Here is a 22,706-nt window from a genome sequence, read left to right as displayed (position 1 = left end):
TTTTCTAGAACCGGGCGCCGGGCCCGGGGGCCCATCCCCCCCCCCGCCCGTTTGGGCGCCGGCGCCCGCCCCCCCGGGGGGGGGGGCCCCCGGACGGGGTACTGCCGACGGAACCCGGGCCGCACCTCGACGGCGCGGCCGGGTCGCGCCTTCTCAGACGTTGACGCCGAAGTCCTGCGCGATGCCGCGCAGCCCCGAGGCGTACCCCTGACCGATGGCACGGAACTTCCACTCCGCCCCGTTGCGGTACAGCTCGCCGAAGACCATGGCGGTCTCCGTCGAGGCGTCCTCGCTCAGGTCGTAGCGGGCCAGCTCGCTGTTGTCGGCCTGGTTGACCACGCGGATGTACGCGTTGCGCACCTGGCCGAAGCTCTGCTGCCGGGTCTCGGCCTCGTAGATCGAGACCGGGAAGACGATCTTGTCGACATCGGCCGGGACACCGGCCAGGTTTACCTTGATGACCTCGTCGTCGCCCTCGCCCTCACCGGTGAGGTTGTCACCGGTGTGCTCGACGGAACCGTCGGGGCTCTTGAGGTTGTTGAAGAAGACGAAGTTCCCGTCGCTGCCGACCTTGCCCTCGGCATTCGTCAGCAGGGCGCTGGCGTCGAGGTCGAAGTCACCACCGGTGGTGGTGCGAGCGTCCCAGCCGAGACCGACGACGACCGCCGTCAGGTTGGGCGCGGCCTTGGTCAGCGAGACGTTGCCGCCCTTGCTGAGGCTGACTCCCACGAGTCCTCCCATTGGTTTCCTTGGGGGCCGGCAGGCGCCGGCGCCTCCACGTTGCGTTGGCATCCGATCAACGACTGGATCCTAGTGACCGGTTCCCGGCGAAGCAGGCTTTTCACCGGGTCGCATGCGGATCCAACGGTGCCGGATCAGAGCGCGTCGAGCGCCTTGATGTACTCGTTGAGGTCGCGTGCGTCGGGCAGACCGTTGACGACGGTCCAGCGCACCACGCCCTCCTTGTCGATGATGAAGGTGCCGCGCACCGCGCAGCCCTTCTCCTCGTCGAAGACGCCATAGGCCCGCGAGGTCTCGCCGTGCGGCCAGAAGTCCGAGACCAGCGGGTATTCGAGACCCTCCTGCTCGGCGAAGACGCGCAGGGTGTGGATGGAGTCGTTGGACACGGCGAGCAGCTGCGTGTCGTCGTTCTCGAACTTCGGCAGCTCGTCGCGGAGCGCGCAGAGCTCACCCGTGCACACGCCCGTGAAGGCGAACGGGTAGAACAGCAGGACGACGTTCTTCTCGCCGCGGAAGTCGGAGAGCTTCACGGTCCGGCCGTGGTTGTCCTTCAGCTCGAAATCCGGGGCCTTGGTGCCGACCTCGATCGCCATGAAAAGCGTCCCTTCGCTACGTTCACCGGGCTGGGCTGTCCGGGTGGCTCCCACCCTACGCAGAGCCCGCGGCGGGCCACGCGCCGCCCGCACAGGGCGACCGGCCGCCGGCCCGGTGGCCGTGCGAAGGGGCTCCGGTGCTCACACGAAGGGCTCCGGTGGCGCCGTACGGAAGGCCCCGGTGCTCACACAAAGGGCTCCGGTGGCGCCGTACGGAAGGCCCCGGTGCTCACACGAAGGGCTCCGGTGGTCGCGCGAACGGCTCCGGTGGCCGCACGAAGGCCCCCGCCGGCTCGATGCCGTCGGGGGCCTTCAAGGCGAATGCGTGGCGAGCGTGTTTCAGCGCTTGGCCTTGGCCGCCTTCGGCGTGACCAGGCGGCTGCCCGTCCAGTCCTTGCCGGCGTTGATGCTCTTGGTCTGGGAGAGACCGGCCGTCTGTGCGGCCTCGTTGATGTCGCTCGGTTCGACGTACCCATCACGGCCGGTCTTCGGCGTCATCAGCCAGACCGTACTGCCGTCCTCGATCAGACCAATGGCATCCACCAGCGCGTCCGTAAGGTCGCCGTCCTCGTCGCGGAACCACAGCAGGACGACGTCTGCGACGTCGTCGTAGTCCTCATCGACGAGATCCTGGCCGATTGTGGCCTCAATGCCCTCACGGAGCTCCTGCTCGACGTCGTCGTCGTAGCCGATCTCCTGGACCACCTGTCCGGGCTCGAACCCCAGGCGTGCTGCCGGGTTGGTCCGCTCCTCCGCGTGGTCCGCGGTCGCGCTCACGGGTTGCCTCCTGATCATGTTTCGGAAAATGCTTGAGCCACGCGCGTGCGCGGGGCGTTGGCCGTAGTCCACACGGGAGCGGCGGATCGCGCAAGTACCCGGCGTCCGAGACCGCCTAAACGGTGACGTTCCCTGCCACGTCGCCGCACTGTCGGCAGATCCCCTCCGGGGCCCGGCGCTACCGTCCACACCCTTTACGTCCTTCCACAGCTTATGCCGTATCGGTCCGGCATTCGGAGTCGAACATCCTTTGGGAACACTTGGACGCGTTGGGCGTATGGTTGCGGTTTGGCCCGACCCATCCCCGCACTCCGGCCGCGAAGTCTCACAACACGGCGGTTACCCCTCGGTAGAGATGACGTTTGCGCCCTCGCGGTACACGATGGTGATGGCGTACTTGCATACATCCCGGGGGCATGTTCTCCCTCGATCAGGCCCCGTAGAGCACCACCGAACAGCGAAGGAACAGCGTGGCTTCCGGATCCGATCGCAACCCGATCATCATTGGCGGCCTGCCGAGCCAGGTCCCGGACTTCGATCCCGAAGAGACCCAGGAATGGCTCGACTCGCTCGACGCCGCGGTCGACGAGCGAGGCCGCGAGCGGGCCCGTTACCTGATGCTCCGGCTCATCGAGCGTGCGCGCGAGAAGCGCGTCGCCGTGCCGGAGATGCGCAGCACGGACTACGTGAACACGATCGCCACCAAGGACGAGCCGTTCTTCCCCGGCGACGAGGAGATCGAGCGCAAGGTCCTCAACGCGACCCGCTGGAACGCGGCCGTGATGGTGTCGCGCGCCCAGCGTCCGGGGATCGGCGTCGGCGGCCACATCGCCACCTTCGCCTCCTCGGCCTCGCTGTACGACGTGGGCTTCAACCACTTCTTCCGGGGCAAGGACGACGGCCTGGGCGGCGACCAGATCTTCTTCCAGGGCCACGCGTCCCCGGGCATCTACGCCCGCGCCTTCCTGCTCGACCGGCTGAACGAGGCGCAGCTCGACGCCTTCCGCCAGGAGAAGTCGAAGGCGCCCAACGGTCTGTCCAGCTATCCGCACCCGCGGCTGATGCCGGACTTCTGGGAGTTCCCGACCGTCTCGATGGGCCTCGGCCCGCTCGGCGCGATCTACCAGGCCCGGATGAACCGCTACATGGAGGCGCGCGGCATCGCCGACACCTCCAAGTCGCATGTCTGGGCATACCTGGGCGACGGCGAGATGGACGAGCCCGAGTCGCTCGGCCAGCTCTCCATCGCCGCCCGTGAGGGCCTGGACAACCTCACCTTCGTGGTCAACTGCAACCTGCAGCGGCTCGACGGCCCGGTGCGCGGCAACGGCAAGATCATCCAGGAGCTGGAGTCGCAGTTCCGCGGCGCCGGGTGGAACGTCATCAAGCTGGTCTGGGACCGCTCCTGGGATCCGCTGCTGGCGCAGGACCGCACGGGCATCCTGGTCAACAAGCTGAACACCACGCCGGACGGCCAGTTCCAGACGTACGCCACCGAGTCGGGCGCGTACATCCGTGAGCACTTCTTCGGGGACGACCCGCGGCTGCGCGACATGGTCAAGGACATGACCGACGACCAGATCCTGCACCTGGGCCGCGGCGGTCACGACCACAAGAAGGTCTACGCGGCCTACGCGGCGGCCAAGGCCCACAAGGGCCAGCCGACGGTGATCCTGGCGCAGACGGTCAAGGGCTGGACCCTGGGGCCGAACTTCGAGGGCCGCAACGCGACCCACCAGATGAAGAAGCTGACGGTCGAGGACCTCAAGCGGTTCCGTGACCGGCTGCACATCCCGATCACGGACAAGCAGCTGGAGGACGGCCTGCCGCCGTACTACCACCCGGGCCGTGACTCGGAGGAGATCCAGTACATGCACGACCGCCGCAAGGGTCTGGGCGGTTACGTCCCGACCCGGGTGGTGCGTGCGAAGCCGCTGGTCCTGCCCGAGGACAAGACGTACGCGACCGCGAAGAAGGGTTCGGGTCAGCAGTCGATCGCCACCACCATGGCGTTCGTCCGCATCCTGAAGGACCTCATGCGGGACAAGGAGATCGGCAAGCGCTTCGTGCTGATCGCGCCCGACGAGTACCGCACCTTCGGTATGGACGCCTTCTTCCCGAGCGCGAAGATCTACAACCCGCTCGGCCAGCAGTACGAGGCGGTGGACCGCGACCTGCTGCTCGCGTACAAGGAGTCGCCGACCGGTCAGATGCTGCACGACGGCATCTCGGAGGCCGGCTGCACGGCGTCGCTGATCGCCGCCGGCTCGGCGTACGCCACGCACGGCGAGCCGCTGATCCCGGTGTACGTCTTCTACTCGATGTTCGGTTTCCAGCGCACCGGTGACCAGTTCTGGCAGATGGCCGACCAGCTGGCGCGCGGCTTCGTGCTGGGTGCGACCGCCGGCCGTACGACGCTGACCGGTGAGGGCCTTCAGCACGCGGACGGCCACTCGCAGCTGCTCGCCTCGACCAACCCGGGCTGTGTCGCGTACGACCCGGCGTTCGGCTACGAGATCGCGCACATCGTCAAGGACGGTCTGCGCCGGATGTACGGCGAGAACAGTGAGGACGTCTTCTACTACCTCACGGTCTACAACGAGCCGATCCAGCACCCGGCCGAGCCGGAAGACGTGGACGTCGAGGGCATCCTCAAGGGCGTGTACCGCTTCAAGGCGGCCGACCGGGGCGAGATCCCGGCCCAGATCATGGCGTCCGGTGTGGCGGTCCCGTGGGCGGTCGAGGCGCAGCGGATCCTCGCCGACGAGTGGAACGTCCGGGCGGACGTCTGGTCGGCGACCTCCTGGAACGAGCTGCGCCGCGAGGCCGTGGACGTGGAGCGGTACAACCTGCTGCACCCGGAGGAGGAGCAGCGCGTCCCGTACGTCACGCGGAAGCTGTCCGGCTCCGAGGGTCCGTTCGTGGCGGTCTCGGACTGGATGCGTTCGGTGCCGGACCAGATCGCGCGCTGGGTGCCCGGTGCGTACCAGTCGCTGGGCGCGGACGGCTTCGGCTTCGCCGACACCCGTGGCGCGGCCCGCCGGTTCTTCCACATCGACGCGCAGTCGATCGTCCTCGCGGTGCTCACCGAGCTCGCGAAGGAGAACCGGATCGACCGTTCGCTGCTGAAGAAGGCGATCGACCGGTACGAGCTGCTGGACGTCACCGCGGCCGACCCGGGCGCGGCCGGCGGCGACGCGTAGCCGCGACGCAGTACGTGTGAAGGGCGGCGGGACCGGCTGGTCCCGCCGCCCTTCGGCGTACGCGGCCGGATCCCCGTCCTGCGGTCAGTTCTCCCAGATCTTGAAGGCCCTGACCCGGTACGGGGACCGGGGCACCCAGGTGCCGCCGCCCGGGTAGGTGTCGAACTCGCCGGTCTCGGCGCATTCCGCCGACTGGTACGTGGTGACGGGGCGGCCGGTGCGGTTGGCGAGCGACTGGACGCTGCTGCCCTTCGGCAGCGGGACACAGCTCTCGATGTCGGTCGTGGACAGCTCGTGGGTCCGGCGGGTGCCGGTGTACTCCGGCTCGTCCCAGAGGCAGAGCTGACCGGCGCCGCAGGATCCGGGCCGGACGGGCGCGGAGTGGGCTGCGGGCTCCGGGACCAGGGCGATGGCCGCCAGCGAAGCGGCGGCCAGGGTGGTGGCGAGAACGGTCATGCGCATGGAAATCGACCCCCGTGGTGGTGCGAATCAGTTGCACGCACCCTGACCTGCGGGGCAATGCCCGGGGAAGGGGCCTCGGGGCACACCACCCTGATAGGCGACAGCCCCGCCGAACCGGTCCGGCGGGGCTGTCGTACGTACTGTGTTGACGCGTGGGCGCGAGCCCGGGGCGTCTTGGTGACGTCCGGTCAGATGTGTCCGGCGCCCGCGCCCGCCTCGGCGTTCGCGCCGCGCTTGGTGAGCGTGGCGACCAGCGCCGCGACGACCGCGACGATGCCGGCGACCATGAACGCCGTGCTCATCCCTGACACGAAGGTGTCATGGGCGACGCCCGCGATCTTCCCGGCGATCTCCGGCGGGACGTTGCCGCCCACCGGCGGGATGCCGACCTCGACGGCCGAGGACGCCTGGTCCAGCTGCTGCGGGCTCAGCGGCGGAAGCTCCGCCGCCTTCCAGTTGTCGGCCAGCTTGGAGTCGACCTGGGAGGCCATGACGGCGCCGAGCACCGCCGTACCGAGGCTGCCGCCGACCTGCATGGCGGCCTGCTGCAGACCGCCCGCGACGCCGGAGAGCTCCATCGGGGCGTTCCCGACGATGACCTCGGTGGCGCCGACCATGACCGGGGCGAGACCGAGGCCGAGCAGGCCGAACCAGATCGACATGGTCAGGGTGCCGGTGCCGATCTCCAGCTGGGACATGCCGAACATGGCGACCGCCGTGCACACCATGCCGCCGACCAGCGGGACGCGCGGACCGAACCTGGTGATCATGGCGCCGGCCAGCGGCGAGGCGACGATCATCATGCCGGTCAGCGGAAGCAGGTGCAGGCCGCTGTCGACCGGGCTCAGACCGTGCACGTTCTGGAGGTAGAAGGTGACGAAGAACAGCCCGCCCATGAACGCGAAGGCCATCAGCACCATCAGGACCGCACCCGCGGACAGCGGCACGGACCGGAACATGGCGAGCGGGATCAGCGGTTCCCTGACGTTCTTCTGGGAGAGCGCGAAGACCACGAACAGGGCCACGGCGGCGCCCAGGAAGCCGAGCGTCTTGTAATCGCCCCAGCCCCACTCGGAGCCCTTGATGAGCGCCCAGATCAGGCAGAACATCGCCTGCGACAGCAGCACGATGCCGCCGATGTCGAAGGAGCGCGGCGCGTTCTCGGCGCGGTGGTCCTTGAGGATCACCAGGCCCAGCACCAGCGCGATCACACCGACCGGCACATTGATGAAGAAGACGGACTGCCAGTTGACGTGCTCGACGAGCACGCCGCCGAGGATCGGACCGCCGGCGGTCGAGGCACCGATCACCATGCCCCAGATGCCGATCGCCATGTTCAGCTTCTCGGCCGGGAAGGTGGCGCGCAGCAGGCCGAGCGCGGCGGGCATCAGCAGGGCGCCGAAGAGGCCCTGGAGCACCCGGAACACGATCACCAGGGCAACGCTGTCGGACAGGCCGATGGCCCCGGATGCCGCGGCGAAGCCCACGACGCCTATGAGGAAGGTCTGGCGGTGACCGAACCGGTCACCGAGTTTGCCCGCGGTGATCAGGGAGACCGCGAGGGCGAGCATGTAGCCGTTGGTGATCCACTGGACGTCTGCGAGCGAGGCGTTCAGATCCTGCTGGATGGCGGGGTTGGCGATCGCGACGATCGTGCCGTCGAGCGCGACCATCATCACGCCGATGGCCACGGAGAAGAGCGTCAGCCAGGGGTGGCCGCGCAGCCCCTTGGCGGGTGCGGGAGCGGCGGTTTCCTGCGGCTCCCGCGACGCCTTGTCGACGGTGGTCTGACTAGTCATGCTCGGGACACTAGTGTCAGCCTCTGACAGTTGACAAACCATTTCACAAGTCGGTAACTGTCACGTAGCTCACAGGTACGCTGAGCTGGACAAAGCAGGAGAAAGAAGGCCAGTTAAGTGACCGATGGGCAGCGGGCCGCGTATCCGACCGGACTGCGCGAACGGAAGAAGCGACGCACCCGGGACGCCCTGCTGCACGCCGCCCTCGATCTTTTCACCGCGCAGGGGTACGAGGAGACCACCGTCGACGAGATCGTCGAGGCGGTGGAGGTCTCCCAGCGCACTTTCTTCCGCTACTTCGCCAGCAAGGAGGAGGCCGCCTTCGCCATCCAGGAGATGGTGGAGTCGAGTTTCCTCTCGGAGTTGCGCCGTCGCCCCGCCGAGGAGGCCCCGTTCGACGCGCTGCGCGGCGCGGTCCTCTGCGCCTGGAACAGCATCGGCGAGACGATCGAGGAACTCGTCACGGTCGAAATCCACATGCGTACGTACCGGATGATCGAATCGACTCCCTCGCTGCTCGCCGCCCATCTGCGGCGGTGCGCGGACCTGGAGAACCAGATCGCGCTGCTGATCGCCGCCCGCGAGGGGCTCGACGTGGACGAGGACCCGCGGCCGAGGGTCGCCGTGGCGGCGTTCTGCGGGGTGATGCGGGTGACCGGTCAGCTCTGGGGGCGCGGCCGGGACGCCGGTGTGGACTCGCTGCGCGCCCTGACCGAGACATATCTGGACCAGCTCGGACCGGCGCTGGCCGGCAACTGGCGTACGGAATCCGGCGCGGCGGCCGGGTAGCGGCGCGGCGGCCGGGTAGCGGCGCGGCGGCCGGGCAACACCCGCGGCCTTCCCGCCCGGTGTGCCGTACGCCTCAGTGGTGCGGCATGACCGACTTCACAACAGCCGTGCCCCGGTTGCCGGATGCGATCCCCGGGAGGCGCTCCGCGCGCCTGAGCGTGCATATGACAACCACACAGCGTGAAAAGCGCGCCGCCGAATTCCCCGCAGCCGAGTGATGTGCGTCACCCTCTTCACGGCTGTCGTCGCGCGTCTCCTAGTGTGGGCCGGAGTGACTTCCTTCGACTCCTCCCCCACGCTCACCGCATGGCGCGCGCTGCTCGCCGTCGCGGTCGTGTTCGTGATGCTGGCGACCACTGGCTGGACCGCCGTACGTCACCAACGCTCCGACGAGCCACGCACCATCGCACTCGCCGCCTGGGCGCGGGGCCGGGTGGCGGGTCATTCGCTGCCGGACGCCGACGCGCCCCCGTACCGGCTGGCCCATTTCTTCGCCACGCTCACGGCCGCGCAGCGCGCCGGGCTGGCCGACAAGTACCCCTTGGTCGTGGGCAATCTGAACGGTGCGCCGGTGACTCTGCGCTACCGCGCCAATCGGCGCGCCGTGGCGCAGGCGCGGAAGGTCGAGAGCCGGCGCATGCACGATGTGCGGCTCTCGCCGGACGGCCGCGCCGAGGCGGTCCGCCGGATGCACCGCTTCGATTCGATGCTCGCCCGCGGCCGCCACTTCCTGGCCTTCGACCCGTCCGGGAAGGGCCGCGCCGCGGAGGTGTTCGGCAGTCTCGACCGGGCCGAACGGATCTCCGTGATCGTCCCCGGCGTCGACACCAACCTGCTGACGCTGGAACGGCCCGAGCCCAAGGTGAACGCCGCCCCGGTCGGCATGGCGAAGTCGCTGTACGCGGCGGAGCGCGCCGCGCGCCCCGGCACCCGTACCGCCGTCATCGCCTGGGCCGACTACACCACGCCCGCCGGGATCGGCATGGACGCGGCCCTGGGCAACCTCGCCGAGCGCGGGGCGGTACGGCTGAACGCCCTGGTGGAGGCGTTGCCCGGCGACGCCCCCGTCTCGCTGTTCTGCCACAGCTACGGCTCGGTGCTGTGCGGGGTCGCCGCACATGAACTCCCCGCCAGGGTCGGTGACATCGCGGTGGCCGGCAGCCCCGGCATGCGGGTGGAGAGCGCCGCGCAGCTGCGGACCGGGGCCAGGGTGTGGGCGATGCGCGATCGAGACGACTGGATCGAGGACGTACCGAACCTGGAGTTCGGCGGTCTGGGCCACGGGGCGGACCCGGTCGACCCCGGCTTCGGCGCACGCGTCGTCTCGGCGGGCGGCGCGGTCGGGCACAGTGGCTATTTCGAGCCGGGGACCGAGAGCCTCGGCAACTTCGCCGCCATCGGCATGGGCTCCTACGAATCGGTGAGCTGCGCGCCCGCCGACGGAGCCTGCCATGAACGAATCACCGGAAGCCGGGCCATCTGACGGGTGCAGGGGCCTTGGCGGGCCATCGATCGCAGCCTGCGCCGAGGGGGGACGTGTGGGGCAAGTGCCGCATACGATGAGGCACATGGGTGATGTGCTGGCCGGAATTCATGCCACCTGGGAGTTCGACGCCGACTCCGTGCTCATCCGCTTCGAACGGGGGATCCGCACGCCGAAGCTCTTCCAGAGCCTGCGGGAACGACGCGTCCCGCACGCGGCGCTGTCGTCGGTGACGCTGACCCCGGGCAAGCGGGGCACGGTGGTCCTGCGTGCCGTGCCGAGACCGGGTGCCGACCCGCTGGTCGAGGCCGCGGCCGGGCAGCTGAAGGACGGCTGCGATCCGTACCGGCTGGTGCTCCCCGCCGAGCGCGAGACGCTGGCCGAGTACTACGCGGACGAACTGCGCGCCCGGCTCGGCCCCGACGCGGCGGAGCCGGCCGACCGGTTCCTGGTCGCGGCGCCCGAGGCACCGATGCAGTTCAAGGCGTACGACGGCCGGGCCGGGTTCGACGGGCAGCGGGTCTCCTTCCGCTGGTTCTGGACGGGTGCCTCCACGGCGAAGTGGAAGGCCGGCGACCAGACGTTCCCGGTGACGGAGCTGAGCGGTGTCGAGTGGCGCTCGCCGGAGGCCTTCGAGGGCTATCTGCGGCTGGTTCCGAGGGGGCTGGAGGCCGCGGTCCCGGGACCGTGCGCGGGCGAGGAGCCGGCCCGGAGCAGTGGCTCGGGCATGGTCGCGGAGCAGGGTGCGGCGCACGGCCCGCAGCCGATGGCGGCCCGCCCCACCCGGGCCGATCAGGACCCGGCCGCGGTGGTCTTCGGCCTCGGCTACGGCCCGGTCCACGAGTCGCTGCCGTTCGCCGCGGCCGTGCTGGAATCGGTGCGCAGGAACCATTCAGCTGCTGCCATGCCCGCCGCCGTCCTCGCGGGCGCCGGGCGGCGCGACCCGGCGGACATAGCGGAGCGGATCCGGCACCTCGGGGAGCTGCACCGGGCCGGTCTGGTGACGGACGACGAGTTCAGCGCCAAGAAGGCCCAGCTGCTCGCCGAGCTGTGAGCCCGCCGCGGGCCCGACTGCCCGCCGGGCTGTGAGCCCGCCGCGGGCCCGACTGCCCGCCGGGCTGTGAGCCCGCCGCGGCCGCGGCGACCGGCGGGTAGTACCCCCGTACGAGAAGCCCTGCGGCGGACCGGAACCCTGGTATGACGCCACCGGGCCGGTCCGCTCCGTAGGCTGCTGCGGCCATGACGACCACTCCCCCGTACGTTCCGCCCGAGGCGCCGCCGCGCCCGCCGCCCGCCGCCGACGGGCTGGTGAGTGCCGCCCGCCGCAATCTGCGCGAGATCGCCCACGGTCTCGCCCACCCGTCCCATCCCCCGGTCCCACCGCTCGCGAACGCGTCCGGGCGGTGGCGGAGGCTGCTGCCGTACGCGGTCGTCCTCGTCCTCGCGGCGATCTTCGTTCCGGTCACGCTCAATGTGCTGACCAACGAATACGGCATGGCCGAGGGGCTGGCAGGCCTGCTGGCCGTCGCCCAGACGGCACCACTGCTGATGCTGGCGCACCGCCCGTTGCAGGCGTGGTGGATCATCTTCCCCGCCGACATCGTGGGGGCGCTGGTACTGCTGCAGTACCCGGAACCGCTGATGGCCGTCTGGCCGTGGCCGCCGCCGACACTGATCTGCTACCTCTTCGTGATGCTGGCGGTGGCCCTGCGCGAGACCCGCCGGACCGTGGTCTCCGTCTGGGCGCTGACCTCCGTGGCGAGCCTGGTCCTGCACCTGGGCGGCACGGACCGCAGCAACGGCACCGCGGGGCTGCTTCCGGCGCTCGGCGCGGTGTTCATGGTGATCGGTGCGGTGATACGGGAACGGGGCGACGCACAGCGCCGGCTCGCCGAGCAGGAGACCATCAGCGAGGCCGAGCGGGCGCAGCGCACGCTGCTGGAGGAGCGCACCAGGATCGCCCGCGAGCTGCACGACGTGGTCGCGCACCACATGTCCGTGATCACGGTCCAGGCCGACTCCGCGCCCTACCGGATCAGCGGGCTGCCCGAGCAGGCGCACGAGGAGTTCGCCGCGATCGCGGCGAGCGCGCGGGAGTCGCTGACGGAGATGCGGCGGCTGCTGGCGGTGCTGCGCAGCGAGGGCGCGGAGGGCGAGCGGGCACCGCAGCCGGGGCTCGACCGAGTGCAGCAGCTGGTGGAGGCGACGGTGCGGGCGGGGCTGCCGGCCGAGCTGTCGCTTTCCGCCGGGCTGCCCGACGTACCGCAGGCGGTGGACCTGTCGGCGTACCGGATCGTGCAGGAGGCCCTGGCCAATGTGCTCCGCCACGCCCCCGGTGCGCGGACCCGGATATCGATCACGTCCGACGGTGCGCATCTGACCGTCCTGGTGGTCAACGACCGGGCGGAGCAGCCCGATTCGCCGCTGGAGACGGCGGGGACCGGGCACGGTCTGGTCGGCATGCGTGAACGCGTACGGTTGACCGGCGGCACGCTGGACACCGGACCGCTGCCCGACGGCGGCTTCCGGGTGGCGGCGCGGCTGCCCCTGACCCCTGTCGTGCCCCCGGCCCCGGAGGACTCTTGACCATTCGCGTGATCATCGTCGACGACCAGGCCATGGTGCGGGCGGGCTTCGCGGCGCTGCTCTCGGCGCAGAGCGACATCGATGTGGTCGGTGAGGCTCCGGACGGGCGCCGGGGCATCGACGTCAGCCGGAACGTCCACCCGGACGTGGTCCTGATGGATGTCCGGATGCCGGAGATGGACGGCCTGGCGGCGGCGCGCGAGCTGCTGAACCCGCCGGTGGGGGTGGTGCACCGGCCGAAGGTCCTGATGCTCACCACGTTCGATGTGGACGACTACGTGTACGAGGCGCTGCGCGCCGGGGCGTCCGGCTTCCTGCTGAAGGACGCGCCGCCCGCGGACCTGATCTCGGCGGTGCGGGTGGTCGCGGCGGGCGAGGCGCTGCTCGCGCCGTCCGTGACGCGCCGTCTGATCGCGGACTTCGCCCGGCAGGGCCCGACCGGGGCCACCCGGAGCGGCCAGTCGCTACGGCTGAACGGGCTGACCCCGCGCGAGACGGAGGTGCTCGAACTGATCGCGCGGGGCCTGTCCAACCAGGAGATCGCCGCGAAGCTGGTGCTGGCCGAGCAGACCGTGAAGACGCACATCGGCCGGGTCCTGGCCAAGCTGGACCTGCGGGACCGGGCGCAGGCGGTGATCTTCGCGTACGAGGCGGGGGTCGTGGTGCCGGGCGAGGCATGACGTCGATTCCTTCGTCCGCCTCCGCCGCCCGGGATCCGTTCCCGCGTCATCCATGTGCCGAAGCCGCGCCCGTACTCGTCGAAGCCGCCCCCGAAGACGACAACGGAATACCGGATCACTCGCGCGCCGCGGAAGTTGAGCTCATGTCCGGGTAACGGTCCCCCGCCACCAGGCCCGCGATCGGCTCCAGTTGTGCCAGCTCCCCGTCGGTCAGCGTGAGCCGGGTGGCGGCCACGTTCTCCAGCAGCCGGCTGCTCTTGCGGGTGCCCGGGATCGGCACCACGGTCAGCCCGTGCACCTGGGCCCGCTGCTGCACCCAGGCGAGCGCCACCTGCGCGGCCGACGCCCCGTGTGCCGCCGCGATCTTGTGGACGGGCTCCAGCAGCGCGGCGTTCTTCTTCGCGTTGTCGCCGGTGAAGCGCGGCTGGTACTGGCGGAAGTCGCCCTGCGACAGCTCCTTGGCCGCGTCCGTGAACGCCCCGGTCAGAAAGCCCCGGCCGAGCGGCGAGTACGGCACGACGGTCACCCCGAGCTCGACGGCGGCCGGTACGGCGCTGCGCTCGATGTCCCGGCTGAAGAGCGACCACTCCGACTGGAGGGCGGCGATCGGGTGCACCGCGTACGCCTCGCGCAGCTCCGCGCCGGTCACCTCGCTCAGCCCGAGCTGCTTGACCTTGCCCTGCTGGACCAGCTCGGCCATCGCTCCGACGGACTCGGCCAGCGGGACGGCCGGGTCGCGGCGGTGCATGTAGTAGAGGTCGATGACGTCGGTGTCCAGCCGGCGCAGACTGTCCTCGACGGCCTTGCGGATGTACGCGGGGTCGTTGCGCACGCCCCGGTAGTCCGGGTCGTCGCCCTTGCGCTCTATGGCGAACTTCGTGGCGAGGGTGATCTCGTCCCGGTGCGCCCCGACGAACGGGGCGAGGAAGGTCTCGTTGGCGCCGAGCCCGTACACATCGGCGGTGTCGAAGAGGGTGACGCCCGCCGCCAGCGCCGTCTCCAGCGTCTCGCGGGCGGAAGGCTCATCGGTGTCCCCGTAGAACTCGCTCATGCCCATGCAGCCGAGCCCCTGCACGCCGACCTGCGGGCCGCCGTCGCCGAGCTCCACGGTGGTGATCTTGTCGTCAGTCATCAGGCACTGGGCCTTTCCGGCGCCCGCCGGGCGCTCGCATAGAAGTCGATCTTGTGGTCGAGCACGGCGAGGGTGTCCTGGAGCTCCGCGATCCGCGTCCTCACGTCGCGGCGGGTCGCCTCCAGCAGCTCCTGACGTTCCTCGAAGGTGTGCTCGCCCTCGCGCAGCAGCTCCGCGTACCGCACCATGTCGGCGACCGGCATCCCGGTCAGCCGCAGCTTGCCGACGAAGGCCAGCCAGTCCAGGTCGCGGTTGCTGAAGCGGCGCTGGCCGGTGTGGGACCGGTCGACGTGCGGCATCAGCCCGATCCGCTCGTACCAGCGCAGGGTGTGCGCGGTGAGCCCGGTGAAGGCGACGACCTCACTGATGGTGTACCGGTCCTGCCCCTCGGGACGCGGATGCGCCCGCGGGGCCGTGGCGCAGGCGTCCACCTTCACTGAAGTGCTCTCCATCACCGTCATGTCCTCCACGCTAGAACCTTGGAGTGCACTCGAAGCAAGCGCAAACGGGGACGGGTTCCGGCGGACCACCCGGCCACCGCCTCCTCGCCGCTCCGGGGCGCCCCTTAGGCTCGTACGCATGCAGAGCCTGGCGATGATCGACAACTGGCCCGTCCCCACCGCGGCGGCTGCCGTCGTACGAGCGGACGGCACCGTCGTCGGTGCGCACGGCCCGACCGCGCACCGTTTCCCGCTCGCCTCCGTCACCAAGCCGATCGCGGCCTACGCGGCGCTGGTGGCGTACGAGGAGGGCGCGGTCGAGCTGGACGAACCGGCGGGGCCGGAAGGGTCCACCGTCCGGCACCTGCTCGCGCACACCAGCGGGCTCGCCTTCGACGAGCACCGTACGACGGCCGCGCCCGGCACCCGCCGCCTCTACTCCAACGCGGGCTTCGAGGTGCTCGGCGACCACATCGCCAAGGCCACCGACATCCCGTTCTCCGAGTACGTGCGCCAGGCCGTGCTGGAACCCCTCGGGATGACGGCGACCACGATCGACGGCTCGCCCGCCAAGGACGGTGTCTCGACCGTCGACGACCTCGTGCGGTTCGCGGCGGAGATACAGGCACCCCGCCTGCTCGACCCGCGTACGGTGCTGGCCGCGCAGACCGTCGTACACCCCGGGCTGAAGGGCGTACTGCCGGGCTACGGCCACCAGAACCCCAACGACTGGGGCCTCGGATTCGAGATCCGGGACTCCAAGTCCCCGCACTGGACGGGCAGTTCCTCTTCCCCCGCGACCTTCGGGCACTTCGGGCAGTCCGGCACGTTCCTGTGGATCGACCCGGTCGCGGGCGCGGCGTGCGTCGCGCTCACCGACCGGGCCTTCGGCCCGTGGGCGGCCGAGGTGTGGCCGCCGTTCACGGACGCGGTGCTCGCGGAGCTGCGTTCCGCCCGCTGACGCGGGGCGCCGTCGCCGCCCGGCGTCCCGGCTCGGACCGGCTCGCCCCGCCACCACGACCCGGTCAAGACGATCAGTACGCCCGTCGTCACCCGCGAGGATGACCCGCTATGCGCAACGGAGCGCACATAACGCGCCAAGAGTTGCGGCAGACCGGCCGACGGGCTGCGGACCCCACGGATCCGCCCCTAGCCTTTCCGGTATGGGTCTTGAGGAGTGGGGGCTGGTGGTGGGCGTGGTCGGCACGGTCGCCGCGGTGGTCTCGACCGGTATCGAGGTACGTGGCCGAATGTCCCGCAGATGGTCTCCCGCCCCTGCCTCGCCTCCCGTGGTTCAGGGCGGGCGTTACGACGTATTCATTTCCTACGCCGAAGCGGACAGCGGAGCGGCGGAAACACTGGCCGGTCGGCTTACCGCCGAAGGGCTGCGCGTTTTTCTGGCCAAGTGGATCGGTCCCGGTCTTGTGGAGAGTCTGGAGAAGGAGGCGGCTCTGAGCTCCTCGGCCAACGGAATCCTCGTCTTCAGCACCGCGACCATGAACGACGCCGCGATCCGCGACGAGTACGCCGCCCTGCTCGACCGTGTGCACACCGGCGGCCGACGGTTCGTCCCCGTGCTGGTGGAGGACGTGGAGTTGCCGCCCTTCGCCCGCATCCGCAGGCCGGTGGATCTGCGAGACCCGGACAGCGCCCCGTTCGACGACGGCCTCGCCATGCTGGTGCGGGCCTTACAGCCCCGGAGCGATGCCACCTGATCGACGTATTCCTCTCCTACGCCCACGAGGACGCCGCGTGGGTGAGAAGGCTGGCCGGCGGTCTCCGCCGGCGTGGGCTGACGGTCTTCTTCGACGAATGGGACGTGCTCCCCGGAGACGTGGTCGTGCACCGCACCGACGCGGCGATCAGCGACGCGGCGTGCGCCGTCGTGGTCATCAGTCCGGCTTCGGCGACGTCACCGCGGGCACTTGAGGAATACGCGGCCCTGGCCACGGCCGGAGCGACGCGGAACCTTCGGTTCATTCCCGTACTGATCGGCGACACCACCCTTCCGCCCTTCGCCGCCAACCGGGTCTGGCGCGACTTCAGGAACGTGGACGAGCGGGAATACGAAGGCAAGGTCGAGGAACTCCTCGCAGTCGTTCTGGGCGAGACGGAGCGCGAGGCGCCGGGCGGCTCCGGTACACCGCTGCGGGAGGAGAACCTGGCGGCGGCACTGCCGTCGCCGCCCCGCCCGCTCACCTCGCCGGACCGCCGCGCCTTCGTGCTCTGTTACGCCGCGGCCGACGCGGCCTACGGCCTGGCGCTCGCCGGCCAGTTGAGATCCGCTGGGCTGCCCGTCTGGTCGGCCGCCGATCTCCGGCCCGGGGATTCCCAGTTCTGGACGATCCGGCGGCAACTGGCCTCTGCCGCGGCCGTCGTCGTGCTGATGTCGCCCCACTCCCAGGATTCCGACGACATCACCAGCATGATTCTCGAAGGAATGCTGCACCAGCGTCCCTTCTTCCCCGTCCTGCTGGAAGGACAGCGCAACTACCACCTGGCGCACACCTGGTACGTCGACGCACGCGACGGCCGGCTGCTGAGCCCGGCCGAACTCGACCTGCTGCGGGACCTGGACGGCGATCGGCCGGATGCCTCCTTCCCGGTGTTCCCGGCCCCGCTCGCCCGCCCGGCGGTGGGGACGGTACGCATCCCACCGGCCGCTTCCCTCGAACGCCTGGACACCTACCTGCGCGAAGGGGAGTTCGCGCACGCCGACCTCCAGACCACCGCCGTCGCCCTGGAGGCGGCGGACCGGCTCGACGAGGGGTGGGTGGGCGTGCGGCACGTACGCACGGTTCCCTCCTCGGTGCTGGCCGGTATCGACGCGGTGTGGGCGGACCATTCGCACGGGCGGCAGGGATTGCGCGCACAGGCGGCGCTGGGCCCGGTGCGCCGTGCGCGGCACGCGGACTTCCTCGCGCTGTCGGTGGCCTGCGGCTGGCGGAGTTCCGCGGACGCCGCGGTGCCGCGGCCCTACCGCGAGTTCACCGACCTGGCAGGCCCCGGTCCCCGCAGTGGTTTCTATCCCACCCTGCGCAATCCTCAGAACGAGCTCTTCCACGACTGGTACGACCAGTGGACCGCCACGGTCCTGGCCGTCCAGCTGCATCCCTGGAACGGAAGGAACAGCAGATGAATCTGGTTGTTTTTCTGATCGGATTCGGCGTGGCCGTGTACTTCGGCACGCCTGCGGGATACGTACTGGTGGGCCTGTTCGGCATCGTCGTACTTACCCGCCGCGCTGCACACAAGTACCGCATGCGCGACGAGCAGGGAGAGAACTGGAAAAACAACGGATGCGCGGAATCAGGCCTCATCCTGATCCTGCTTTCATTGACCGGTCGGGAGTTGTCGAAGGTGAATCCCTTGGTTATTTTTCTGGTCGTACTGGCTGTTGTGCTGCTGATTGCCGCTCTCGGCGCTTGGAGCGGCTACCGCACCGTCCCCGCCGAGCATGTCGGAATCGTGCGGCGGGTCCTGGGCTCCAGCCATCCGGAATTCCGGCACATCACACCGCACGAAACCCGGGGAATCCTTGCGCGTACGCTGCTGCCGGACCGTTCCAGTTGGCTCATGCCCATGCTCTACGAGGTCGAGTACGTGCCCCGGACGCGGGTGGCCGAGGACAAGATCGGCCTGGTCACGGCCAAGGCGGGGAAGACGCGGCCGGACAACCGCTCCGTGGCCATGTCCGTGGAATGCGACAACTTCCAGGACGGCCAGGCCTTTCTGCTGAACGGCGGGGAGCAGGGCAAGCAGGTCGACACACTGGCCCACGGCCAGACCTACGACATCAATACGAAACTCTTCAAGGTCAAACAGGTGGACCGCGTCCACGTCCCCCCGGGAACGATCGGCCTGGTGAATGCGAAAGCGGGCGGGCTCCGGCCGCCCGGCAGTCTCTTCGGCCCGCACGTGGAGTGCGAGAACTTCCAGAACGGCGGCCGGTTCCTCGCCGACGGCGGTGAACAGGGCAGGCAGTTGGCCATTCTGCAAGGAGGCGCCTACTACAACATCAATCCGGCACTGTTCGAGGTCGTCACCGTCAACAATCTCCGGAAGAAGGATGGAGCACTGACGGCCCAGCACCTGCAGGAGATCTCCATTCCCATCGGCTACACCGGTGTGGTGATCACTCTCGACGGCGCGGAGCCGGATTCGTCCGATCAGCTCGGGCCGCGCGTTCCCGGGCATCAGGGCTTTCAACTGCCGTGGGTGTTCCTGCAGAACGGTGGGCACCGGGGTGTGCAGGAGGAAACCCTCCGCGAGGGCACGGTCTGTGCGCTCAATCCGTACTTCGTCCGTGTCGTGCTGATCCCGACGCGTCTGCTCATTCTGGAATGGAACGACAAGACCCCGGCGGAGTCCCGGAACTACGACGCGCATCTGGGCCGGATCGCGGTCACCGTCCAGGGCCACCGGCTGCTCGTGGAAATGAGCCAGACACTGCAGATTCCGCCGGCATCCGCGCCCATTCTGGTCAGCAAGAACGGCGGCAGCCAGACGACGGGCCTCGGCGGCCTCGACCCGGACCCGCTCCCCGTCCAGCGATTCGTGGAACGGGTGCTGGGCGCCATCGTCGCCTCGTACTTCAACGAGATCGCCGCCGCGGCCACCGTCAGGGAATTCCTGGAGGCATATGCGGAGACCCGGACCGACCTGGCCTCCCAGGTGCGCAACGCGCTGCAGGAATGGGGCGTGGAGGTCCGGAACACCACCCTCGGTGAGTTCAGGGCCGAGGACCCGATGCTCAACGAGATCCTCAAGAGGCCGGCCCACGAGCAGATGCGCAGCGAGCTGCTCGACCTGGAACTGGCCAACGCGGAACGCGAGGACGCCATCGACGTGGTGCGGGTACAGGCCGAGAGCCGACGTATGGCCCTGGACCTCAAGGCCCGCATCGACGTACTGGGACTGAACAACGTCATGGTGCTGGAGATGCTCGCGGAGATCACCAAGGCACCCGTTCCGCAGTTCATCGGAGGCGGCGACCTCTCCGCCTACCTGGAGACGCAGCCGATCGCGCGGCTGGAAGAGCTGCTGGACAAGATGCGGAGTCTGCACGGGGACGACGCGCTCACCGGTCACGCCCGGCCTTCGCTGACCAAGGGTGACGCCCGGGCAGACCTCCCGCCCCAGGCAGATCTCCCGGCCCAGGCCGATGTCCCGCCCCAGGCCGATGTCCGGGACGTCCCGAGGGACGCCGGGTAGGGCGTGCGGTGCCGCTCGTGGGCGGCCCCTGCTTGTCCGTGGCGCAGAAGAACTCGCTCATCCCCATGCAGCCGAGCCTCTGAGCACCGGCCGGGGGACGCCACGAGCGTCCTCGGCGGCACCGTCACCCGGCTTGATGCCGGACCGAACGGTCTGGAACCCGAGTTCGGAAGTTGCGTGCTTGTGTGCGCGCTCGGCTGCATGGGGATCACCGGTCCGCCGCCCCGGCGACGGCCATGCACTCGAACCACACCGTCTTGCCGCGCCCGTCCCGGCGCGGCTCCACGCCCCACTTGTCGGTGACGGCGTCGACCAGCACCAACCCGCGCCCTCCCTCGTCGAGTTCGTCCCCCACGACCATCCTCGGCACGTCGGGGCAGCTGTCCGCGACCTCCACGCGCACGCCGCCGGCCGCGAGCAGGAAGATGAACGTCTGGCAGCGCCGGCCGGGTACGTAGCGCACGACGTTCGCGATCAGCTCGGTCAACGCCAGCTCGGCCGCGTCGGCCACTTCGAGGAGGCCCCAGCCGGTGAGGTACAGGCGCAGGATGCGGCGCAGATGCCGGGCCGAGTGCTCGCCCATCGCGAAGTCGGCATGGTAGGTCGGCTCCGCCACATCCCCGGCCCGTGGATCAATTACGTGATTCATGTCACCAGCGTGCAGCGGACTGATTACGCTCGGCTACGTACGGAAACGAACGCCGCGAGGCGTTGAACGCCGGAGGTGCCCCGCCGTGGCCAACATCCAGACACTTGATCCCAACGCCTCCCCACTGGACTACTACGGCTGGGAGTTACGCCGTCAGCGCGAGGCCAACAACCTCAAGCAGGGCCAGCTCGGCGACATCATCTTCTGCACCGGCTCGCTGATCGGCCAGATCGAGACGACGAAGAAGATCCCCACCCGCGACTTCTCCGAGCGGGTGGACGCGGCGCTCGGCACGGACGGCGTGTTCTCGCGGCTCGTCGGCCTGGTCCTGCGCAGCCAGCTGCCCACCTGGTTCCAGCCGTACGCGGACATGGAGGCCAAGGCCGCGTACATCTCCACGTACCAGGCGCAGTTGGTGTACGGGCTGTTGCAGACGGAGGAGTACGCGCGGGCGGTACTGGCGGCCGGCATGCCGGACGACCTCGAAAGCCAGGTGGCGGCCCGGATCGAGCGCCAGCGCATTCTGGAGCGGGGGCGGCCACCGCTCGCCTGGGTCGTCCTCGACGAGGCAGCGCTGTACCGGCCGATGGGCGGTCACGAGGTCATGCGGAGGCAACTGCTCCGCTTGTTGGAGTTCGCTGGCCACCGCTGGATGCGGATTCAGGTGCTGCCCTTCGCGGCCGGTGAACACACAAGCCTGGCCGGGTCGTTCAACCTCCTCCGCTTCGATGACGACCCCGACATCGTGTACACGGAAGACGTCATCTCCGGCCATATGACGGCCAGCCCCGAAGCCGTCAGGGAAGCCTCGCTCCGTTACGCTCATTTGCAGGCCGCAGCTCTCTCCGTCAAGGACTCTGCGGCGCTGATCACCCGCGTGATGGAGGAGCGTTATGGAGACCGGCCACGACCTGAGGAACGCGCAATGGCGTAAGTCCAGTTACAGCGGAAGCAACGGCGGCGACTGCGTCGAGTGCACCGTCACCGGCGGCGCCACCTGGCGCAAGTCCAGTTACAGCGGCAGTACCGGCGGCGAGTGTGTCGAGGTGGTCGACGGCCTCCCCTGTGCCGTGCCCGTGCGCGACAGCAAGAACCCGGACGGCCCCGTCCTGATCGTCGGGGCCGACGCCTGGCGGGCGTTCGTGGGCGGGATCGTCTGAGGTCACCGCCAAGGCCCGTACGGCAAAGGGGGCCGGGACGACCTGGGGTCGTCCCGGCCCCTTCGTCCTCGTCAGACGAGCGGCTCGATCATGTGGGTCCGGTGCTGGGACCGCGTGGCGGCGTCGCCCGACCAGGCCGTCCGGTTCGGGTCGAGACCCACACCGTTGGCGAGGCCGAGACGGGCGACCTCCGTGTTGTGCTCGACGCAGGCCTGCCGCAACGGATCGATGAAATCGCTCTGCAGATCCGCCTGGGCGACCGCCGCTCCGGCTCTGACCTTCGCCTCGATGAAGTCGTAGACCCGCTCCAGCTGTTCGGAGCGGGGTGTGATGGCGCCGTCCTCGGTGAAGTTGAGGTCCGGTCCGCTGCTGCCCGGGTCGTCGTTCCTGACCGCCGGTTCGGGGCCGAGCGCGAAGTTGGCCGGGACGTTCTTCAACGCCTTGGACACCGCGTTGAGTTGGGCGCTGTTGCTCGTGAAAGCCGTCGGGGCGACCGGCGCCAGGGCCGTCACGACGTCCGTGAGCTGAGTCGTGGTGAGGAGCCCGGCGAATTTTTCGAGCAGGGACTTGGGCACGATGTGGTGCAGGGTGTGCACGAGTGCGTTGCCCCGGTTGGCCGCCTTCTCCGTGGCCAGGGCATTCTTCGTCGGGTTGTTCTTCCAGTCACCGGCGCGCTGGACCGGCGTCGGGCCCGCGCCGTTGTCGGTGCCGGAGGCGGCGCTCTCCCGGAGCAGCTGGACGACTGCGGCGTTGCCGAGACTGCTCTGGAGGGCGAGCGGCAGGTGCTCGGGTAGTTCGTCCGTCTCCGGTCGCCTCACCGGCGTACGCACGCGAGCGGAACCATGGGTGCGGTCGAAGTCGCGTGCGCGCATCAGAAGCCTTCCGGAGGAGTGCACGGTGTACCACTCCATGCCTACGCCGAAGACCCCGATGCGGGCCAGGTACACAGGGGCAGAATCGGTCGGCCCGCCGGACAGAGAGGCATGGCCGACGCGACA

The 22,706-nt window shown here is 69.7% G+C and carries 21 protein-coding genes; 12 read left to right on the top strand and 9 right to left on the bottom strand.

Translation table 11 applies throughout. From position 1 onward, the window contains the following. Positions 1-153: 153 nt before the first annotated feature. The 3 genes from ACFVH0_RS04395 to ACFVH0_RS04385 form a co-directional block, all read right to left on the bottom strand. A complete protein-coding gene (locus ACFVH0_RS04395) occupies positions 154-729 on the bottom strand; it encodes a TerD family protein (protein WP_037696943.1) in 576 nt (191 codons plus the stop codon). A gap of 146 nt (positions 730-875) precedes the next feature. Continuing rightward, on the bottom strand, positions 876-1,334 hold the full coding sequence (locus tag ACFVH0_RS04390; RefSeq protein WP_124717865.1) for a peroxiredoxin: 459 nt from the start codon (positions 1,332-1,334) through the stop codon (positions 876-878). 339 nt (positions 1,335-1,673) lie between these two features. Next, positions 1,674-2,111 (bottom strand): DUF3052 domain-containing protein, encoded by a 438-nt coding sequence (locus ACFVH0_RS04385; protein WP_385817952.1) that lies wholly within the window; start codon positions 2,109-2,111, stop codon positions 1,674-1,676. Positions 2,112-2,581: 470 nt separating this feature from the next. Here ACFVH0_RS04385 and aceE point away from each other — a divergent pair, with 470 nt between their 5' ends. Next, positions 2,582-5,314, top strand: coding sequence for a pyruvate dehydrogenase (acetyl-transferring), homodimeric type (aceE, locus tag ACFVH0_RS04380; protein ID WP_385817951.1), 2,733 nt, complete (start codon positions 2,582-2,584; stop codon positions 5,312-5,314). An 84-nt stretch (positions 5,315-5,398) separates the two neighbouring features. Here aceE and ACFVH0_RS04375 read toward each other — a convergent pair whose 3' ends face one another. Together ACFVH0_RS04375 and ACFVH0_RS04370 are read right to left on the bottom strand one after the other, a co-directional pair. After that, positions 5,399-5,776, bottom strand: coding sequence for a peptidase inhibitor family I36 protein (locus tag ACFVH0_RS04375; RefSeq protein ID WP_385817950.1), 378 nt, complete (start codon positions 5,774-5,776; stop codon positions 5,399-5,401). A gap of 188 nt (positions 5,777-5,964) precedes the next feature. Beyond that, positions 5,965-7,575, bottom strand: coding sequence for an MFS transporter (locus ACFVH0_RS04370; RefSeq protein ID WP_385817949.1), 1,611 nt, complete (start codon positions 7,573-7,575; stop codon positions 5,965-5,967). 117 nt (positions 7,576-7,692) lie between these two features. Here ACFVH0_RS04370 and ACFVH0_RS04365 point away from each other — a divergent pair, with 117 nt between their 5' ends. The 5 genes from ACFVH0_RS04365 to ACFVH0_RS04345 all read left to right on the top strand — a co-directional run bounded on the left by ACFVH0_RS04365 (position 7,693) and on the right by ACFVH0_RS04345 (position 13,113). Continuing rightward, on the top strand, positions 7,693-8,364 hold the full coding sequence (locus ACFVH0_RS04365) for a TetR family transcriptional regulator (protein ID WP_385817948.1): 672 nt from the start codon (positions 7,693-7,695) through the stop codon (positions 8,362-8,364). A 271-nt stretch (positions 8,365-8,635) separates the two neighbouring features. Continuing rightward, positions 8,636-9,847, top strand: a complete 1,212-nt coding sequence (locus tag ACFVH0_RS04360; RefSeq protein WP_385817947.1) for an alpha/beta hydrolase — start codon at positions 8,636-8,638, stop codon at positions 9,845-9,847. Between the two features lie 85 nt (positions 9,848-9,932). After that, the gene (locus tag ACFVH0_RS04355; RefSeq protein WP_385817946.1) at positions 9,933-10,901 is read left to right on the top strand and encodes a DUF4429 domain-containing protein; all 969 of its coding nucleotides are present in this window, start codon (positions 9,933-9,935) and stop codon (positions 10,899-10,901) included. A 185-nt stretch (positions 10,902-11,086) separates the two neighbouring features. Further along, positions 11,087-12,433, top strand: coding sequence for a sensor histidine kinase (locus ACFVH0_RS04350; protein WP_385817945.1), 1,347 nt, complete (start codon positions 11,087-11,089; stop codon positions 12,431-12,433). Further along, positions 12,430-13,113 carry a response regulator gene (locus ACFVH0_RS04345; RefSeq protein WP_385817944.1) on the top strand — a complete coding sequence of 228 codons (684 nt, stop codon included), beginning with the start codon at positions 12,430-12,432 and terminating at the stop codon, positions 13,111-13,113. Before ACFVH0_RS04350 ends, ACFVH0_RS04345 begins: the two co-directional genes overlap by 4 nt. Before the next feature lie 115 nt (positions 13,114-13,228). Here the strand turns inward: ACFVH0_RS04345 and ACFVH0_RS04340 are convergent, their stop codons facing one another. Together ACFVH0_RS04340 and ACFVH0_RS04335 are read right to left on the bottom strand one after the other, a co-directional pair. Then, on the bottom strand, positions 13,229-14,245 hold the full coding sequence (locus ACFVH0_RS04340) for an aldo/keto reductase (protein ID WP_385817943.1): 1,017 nt from the start codon (positions 14,243-14,245) through the stop codon (positions 13,229-13,231). Further along, complete coding sequence (locus ACFVH0_RS04335) at positions 14,245-14,706, bottom strand: MerR family transcriptional regulator (RefSeq protein WP_385817942.1); 462 nt, start codon at positions 14,704-14,706, stop codon at positions 14,245-14,247. Before ACFVH0_RS04335 ends, ACFVH0_RS04340 begins: the two co-directional genes overlap by 1 nt. 118 nt (positions 14,707-14,824) lie before the next feature. Between ACFVH0_RS04335 and ACFVH0_RS04330 the strand changes: the two genes are divergently transcribed. From ACFVH0_RS04330 to ACFVH0_RS04315, 4 genes are all read left to right on the top strand, one after another. After that, complete coding sequence (locus ACFVH0_RS04330) at positions 14,825-15,646, top strand: serine hydrolase domain-containing protein (protein WP_385817940.1); 822 nt, start codon at positions 14,825-14,827, stop codon at positions 15,644-15,646. 202 nt (positions 15,647-15,848) lie between these two features. Beyond that, positions 15,849-16,400 (top strand): toll/interleukin-1 receptor domain-containing protein, encoded by a 552-nt coding sequence (locus tag ACFVH0_RS04325; protein WP_385817939.1) that lies wholly within the window; start codon positions 15,849-15,851, stop codon positions 16,398-16,400. After that, the gene (locus ACFVH0_RS04320; protein ID WP_385818064.1) at positions 16,397-17,824 is read left to right on the top strand and encodes a TIR domain-containing protein; all 1,428 of its coding nucleotides are present in this window, start codon (positions 16,397-16,399) and stop codon (positions 17,822-17,824) included. The genes ACFVH0_RS04325 and ACFVH0_RS04320 overlap by 4 nt, the downstream gene beginning before the upstream one ends. Beyond that, positions 17,821-19,899 (top strand): SPFH domain-containing protein, encoded by a 2,079-nt coding sequence (locus ACFVH0_RS04315; RefSeq protein WP_385817938.1) that lies wholly within the window; start codon positions 17,821-17,823, stop codon positions 19,897-19,899. The genes ACFVH0_RS04320 and ACFVH0_RS04315 overlap by 4 nt, the downstream gene beginning before the upstream one ends. 208 nt (positions 19,900-20,107) lie before the next feature. Here ACFVH0_RS04315 and ACFVH0_RS04310 read toward each other — a convergent pair whose 3' ends face one another. Beyond that, a complete protein-coding gene (locus ACFVH0_RS04310) occupies positions 20,108-20,548 on the bottom strand; it encodes an ATP-binding protein (RefSeq protein WP_385817937.1) in 441 nt (146 codons plus the stop codon). An 85-nt stretch (positions 20,549-20,633) separates the two neighbouring features. Here ACFVH0_RS04310 and ACFVH0_RS04305 point away from each other — a divergent pair, with 85 nt between their 5' ends. Together ACFVH0_RS04305 and ACFVH0_RS04300 are read left to right on the top strand one after the other, a co-directional pair. Next, positions 20,634-21,482, top strand: a complete 849-nt coding sequence (locus tag ACFVH0_RS04305) for a helix-turn-helix transcriptional regulator (RefSeq protein WP_385817936.1) — start codon at positions 20,634-20,636, stop codon at positions 21,480-21,482. Then, entirely contained in the window at positions 21,442-21,708 is a 267-nt protein-coding gene (locus tag ACFVH0_RS04300) for a DUF397 domain-containing protein (RefSeq protein WP_385817935.1), read from the top strand. The genes ACFVH0_RS04305 and ACFVH0_RS04300 overlap by 41 nt, the downstream gene beginning before the upstream one ends. A gap of 71 nt (positions 21,709-21,779) precedes the next feature. Here the strand turns inward: ACFVH0_RS04300 and ACFVH0_RS04295 are convergent, their stop codons facing one another. Then, positions 21,780-22,655 carry a hypothetical protein gene (locus ACFVH0_RS04295; RefSeq protein ID WP_385817934.1) on the bottom strand — a complete coding sequence of 292 codons (876 nt, stop codon included), beginning with the start codon at positions 22,653-22,655 and terminating at the stop codon, positions 21,780-21,782. Between the last annotated feature and the right edge of the window lie 51 nt (positions 22,656-22,706).

Origin of the sequence: Streptomyces sp. NPDC127117, assembly GCF_042677325.1 — a bacterium.
Lineage (GTDB): Bacteria > Actinomycetota > Actinomycetes > Streptomycetales > Streptomycetaceae > Streptomyces.
The sequence above is the reverse complement of the archived record's forward strand: the minus strand, read 5'-3'. Positions and strand labels throughout refer to the sequence as shown.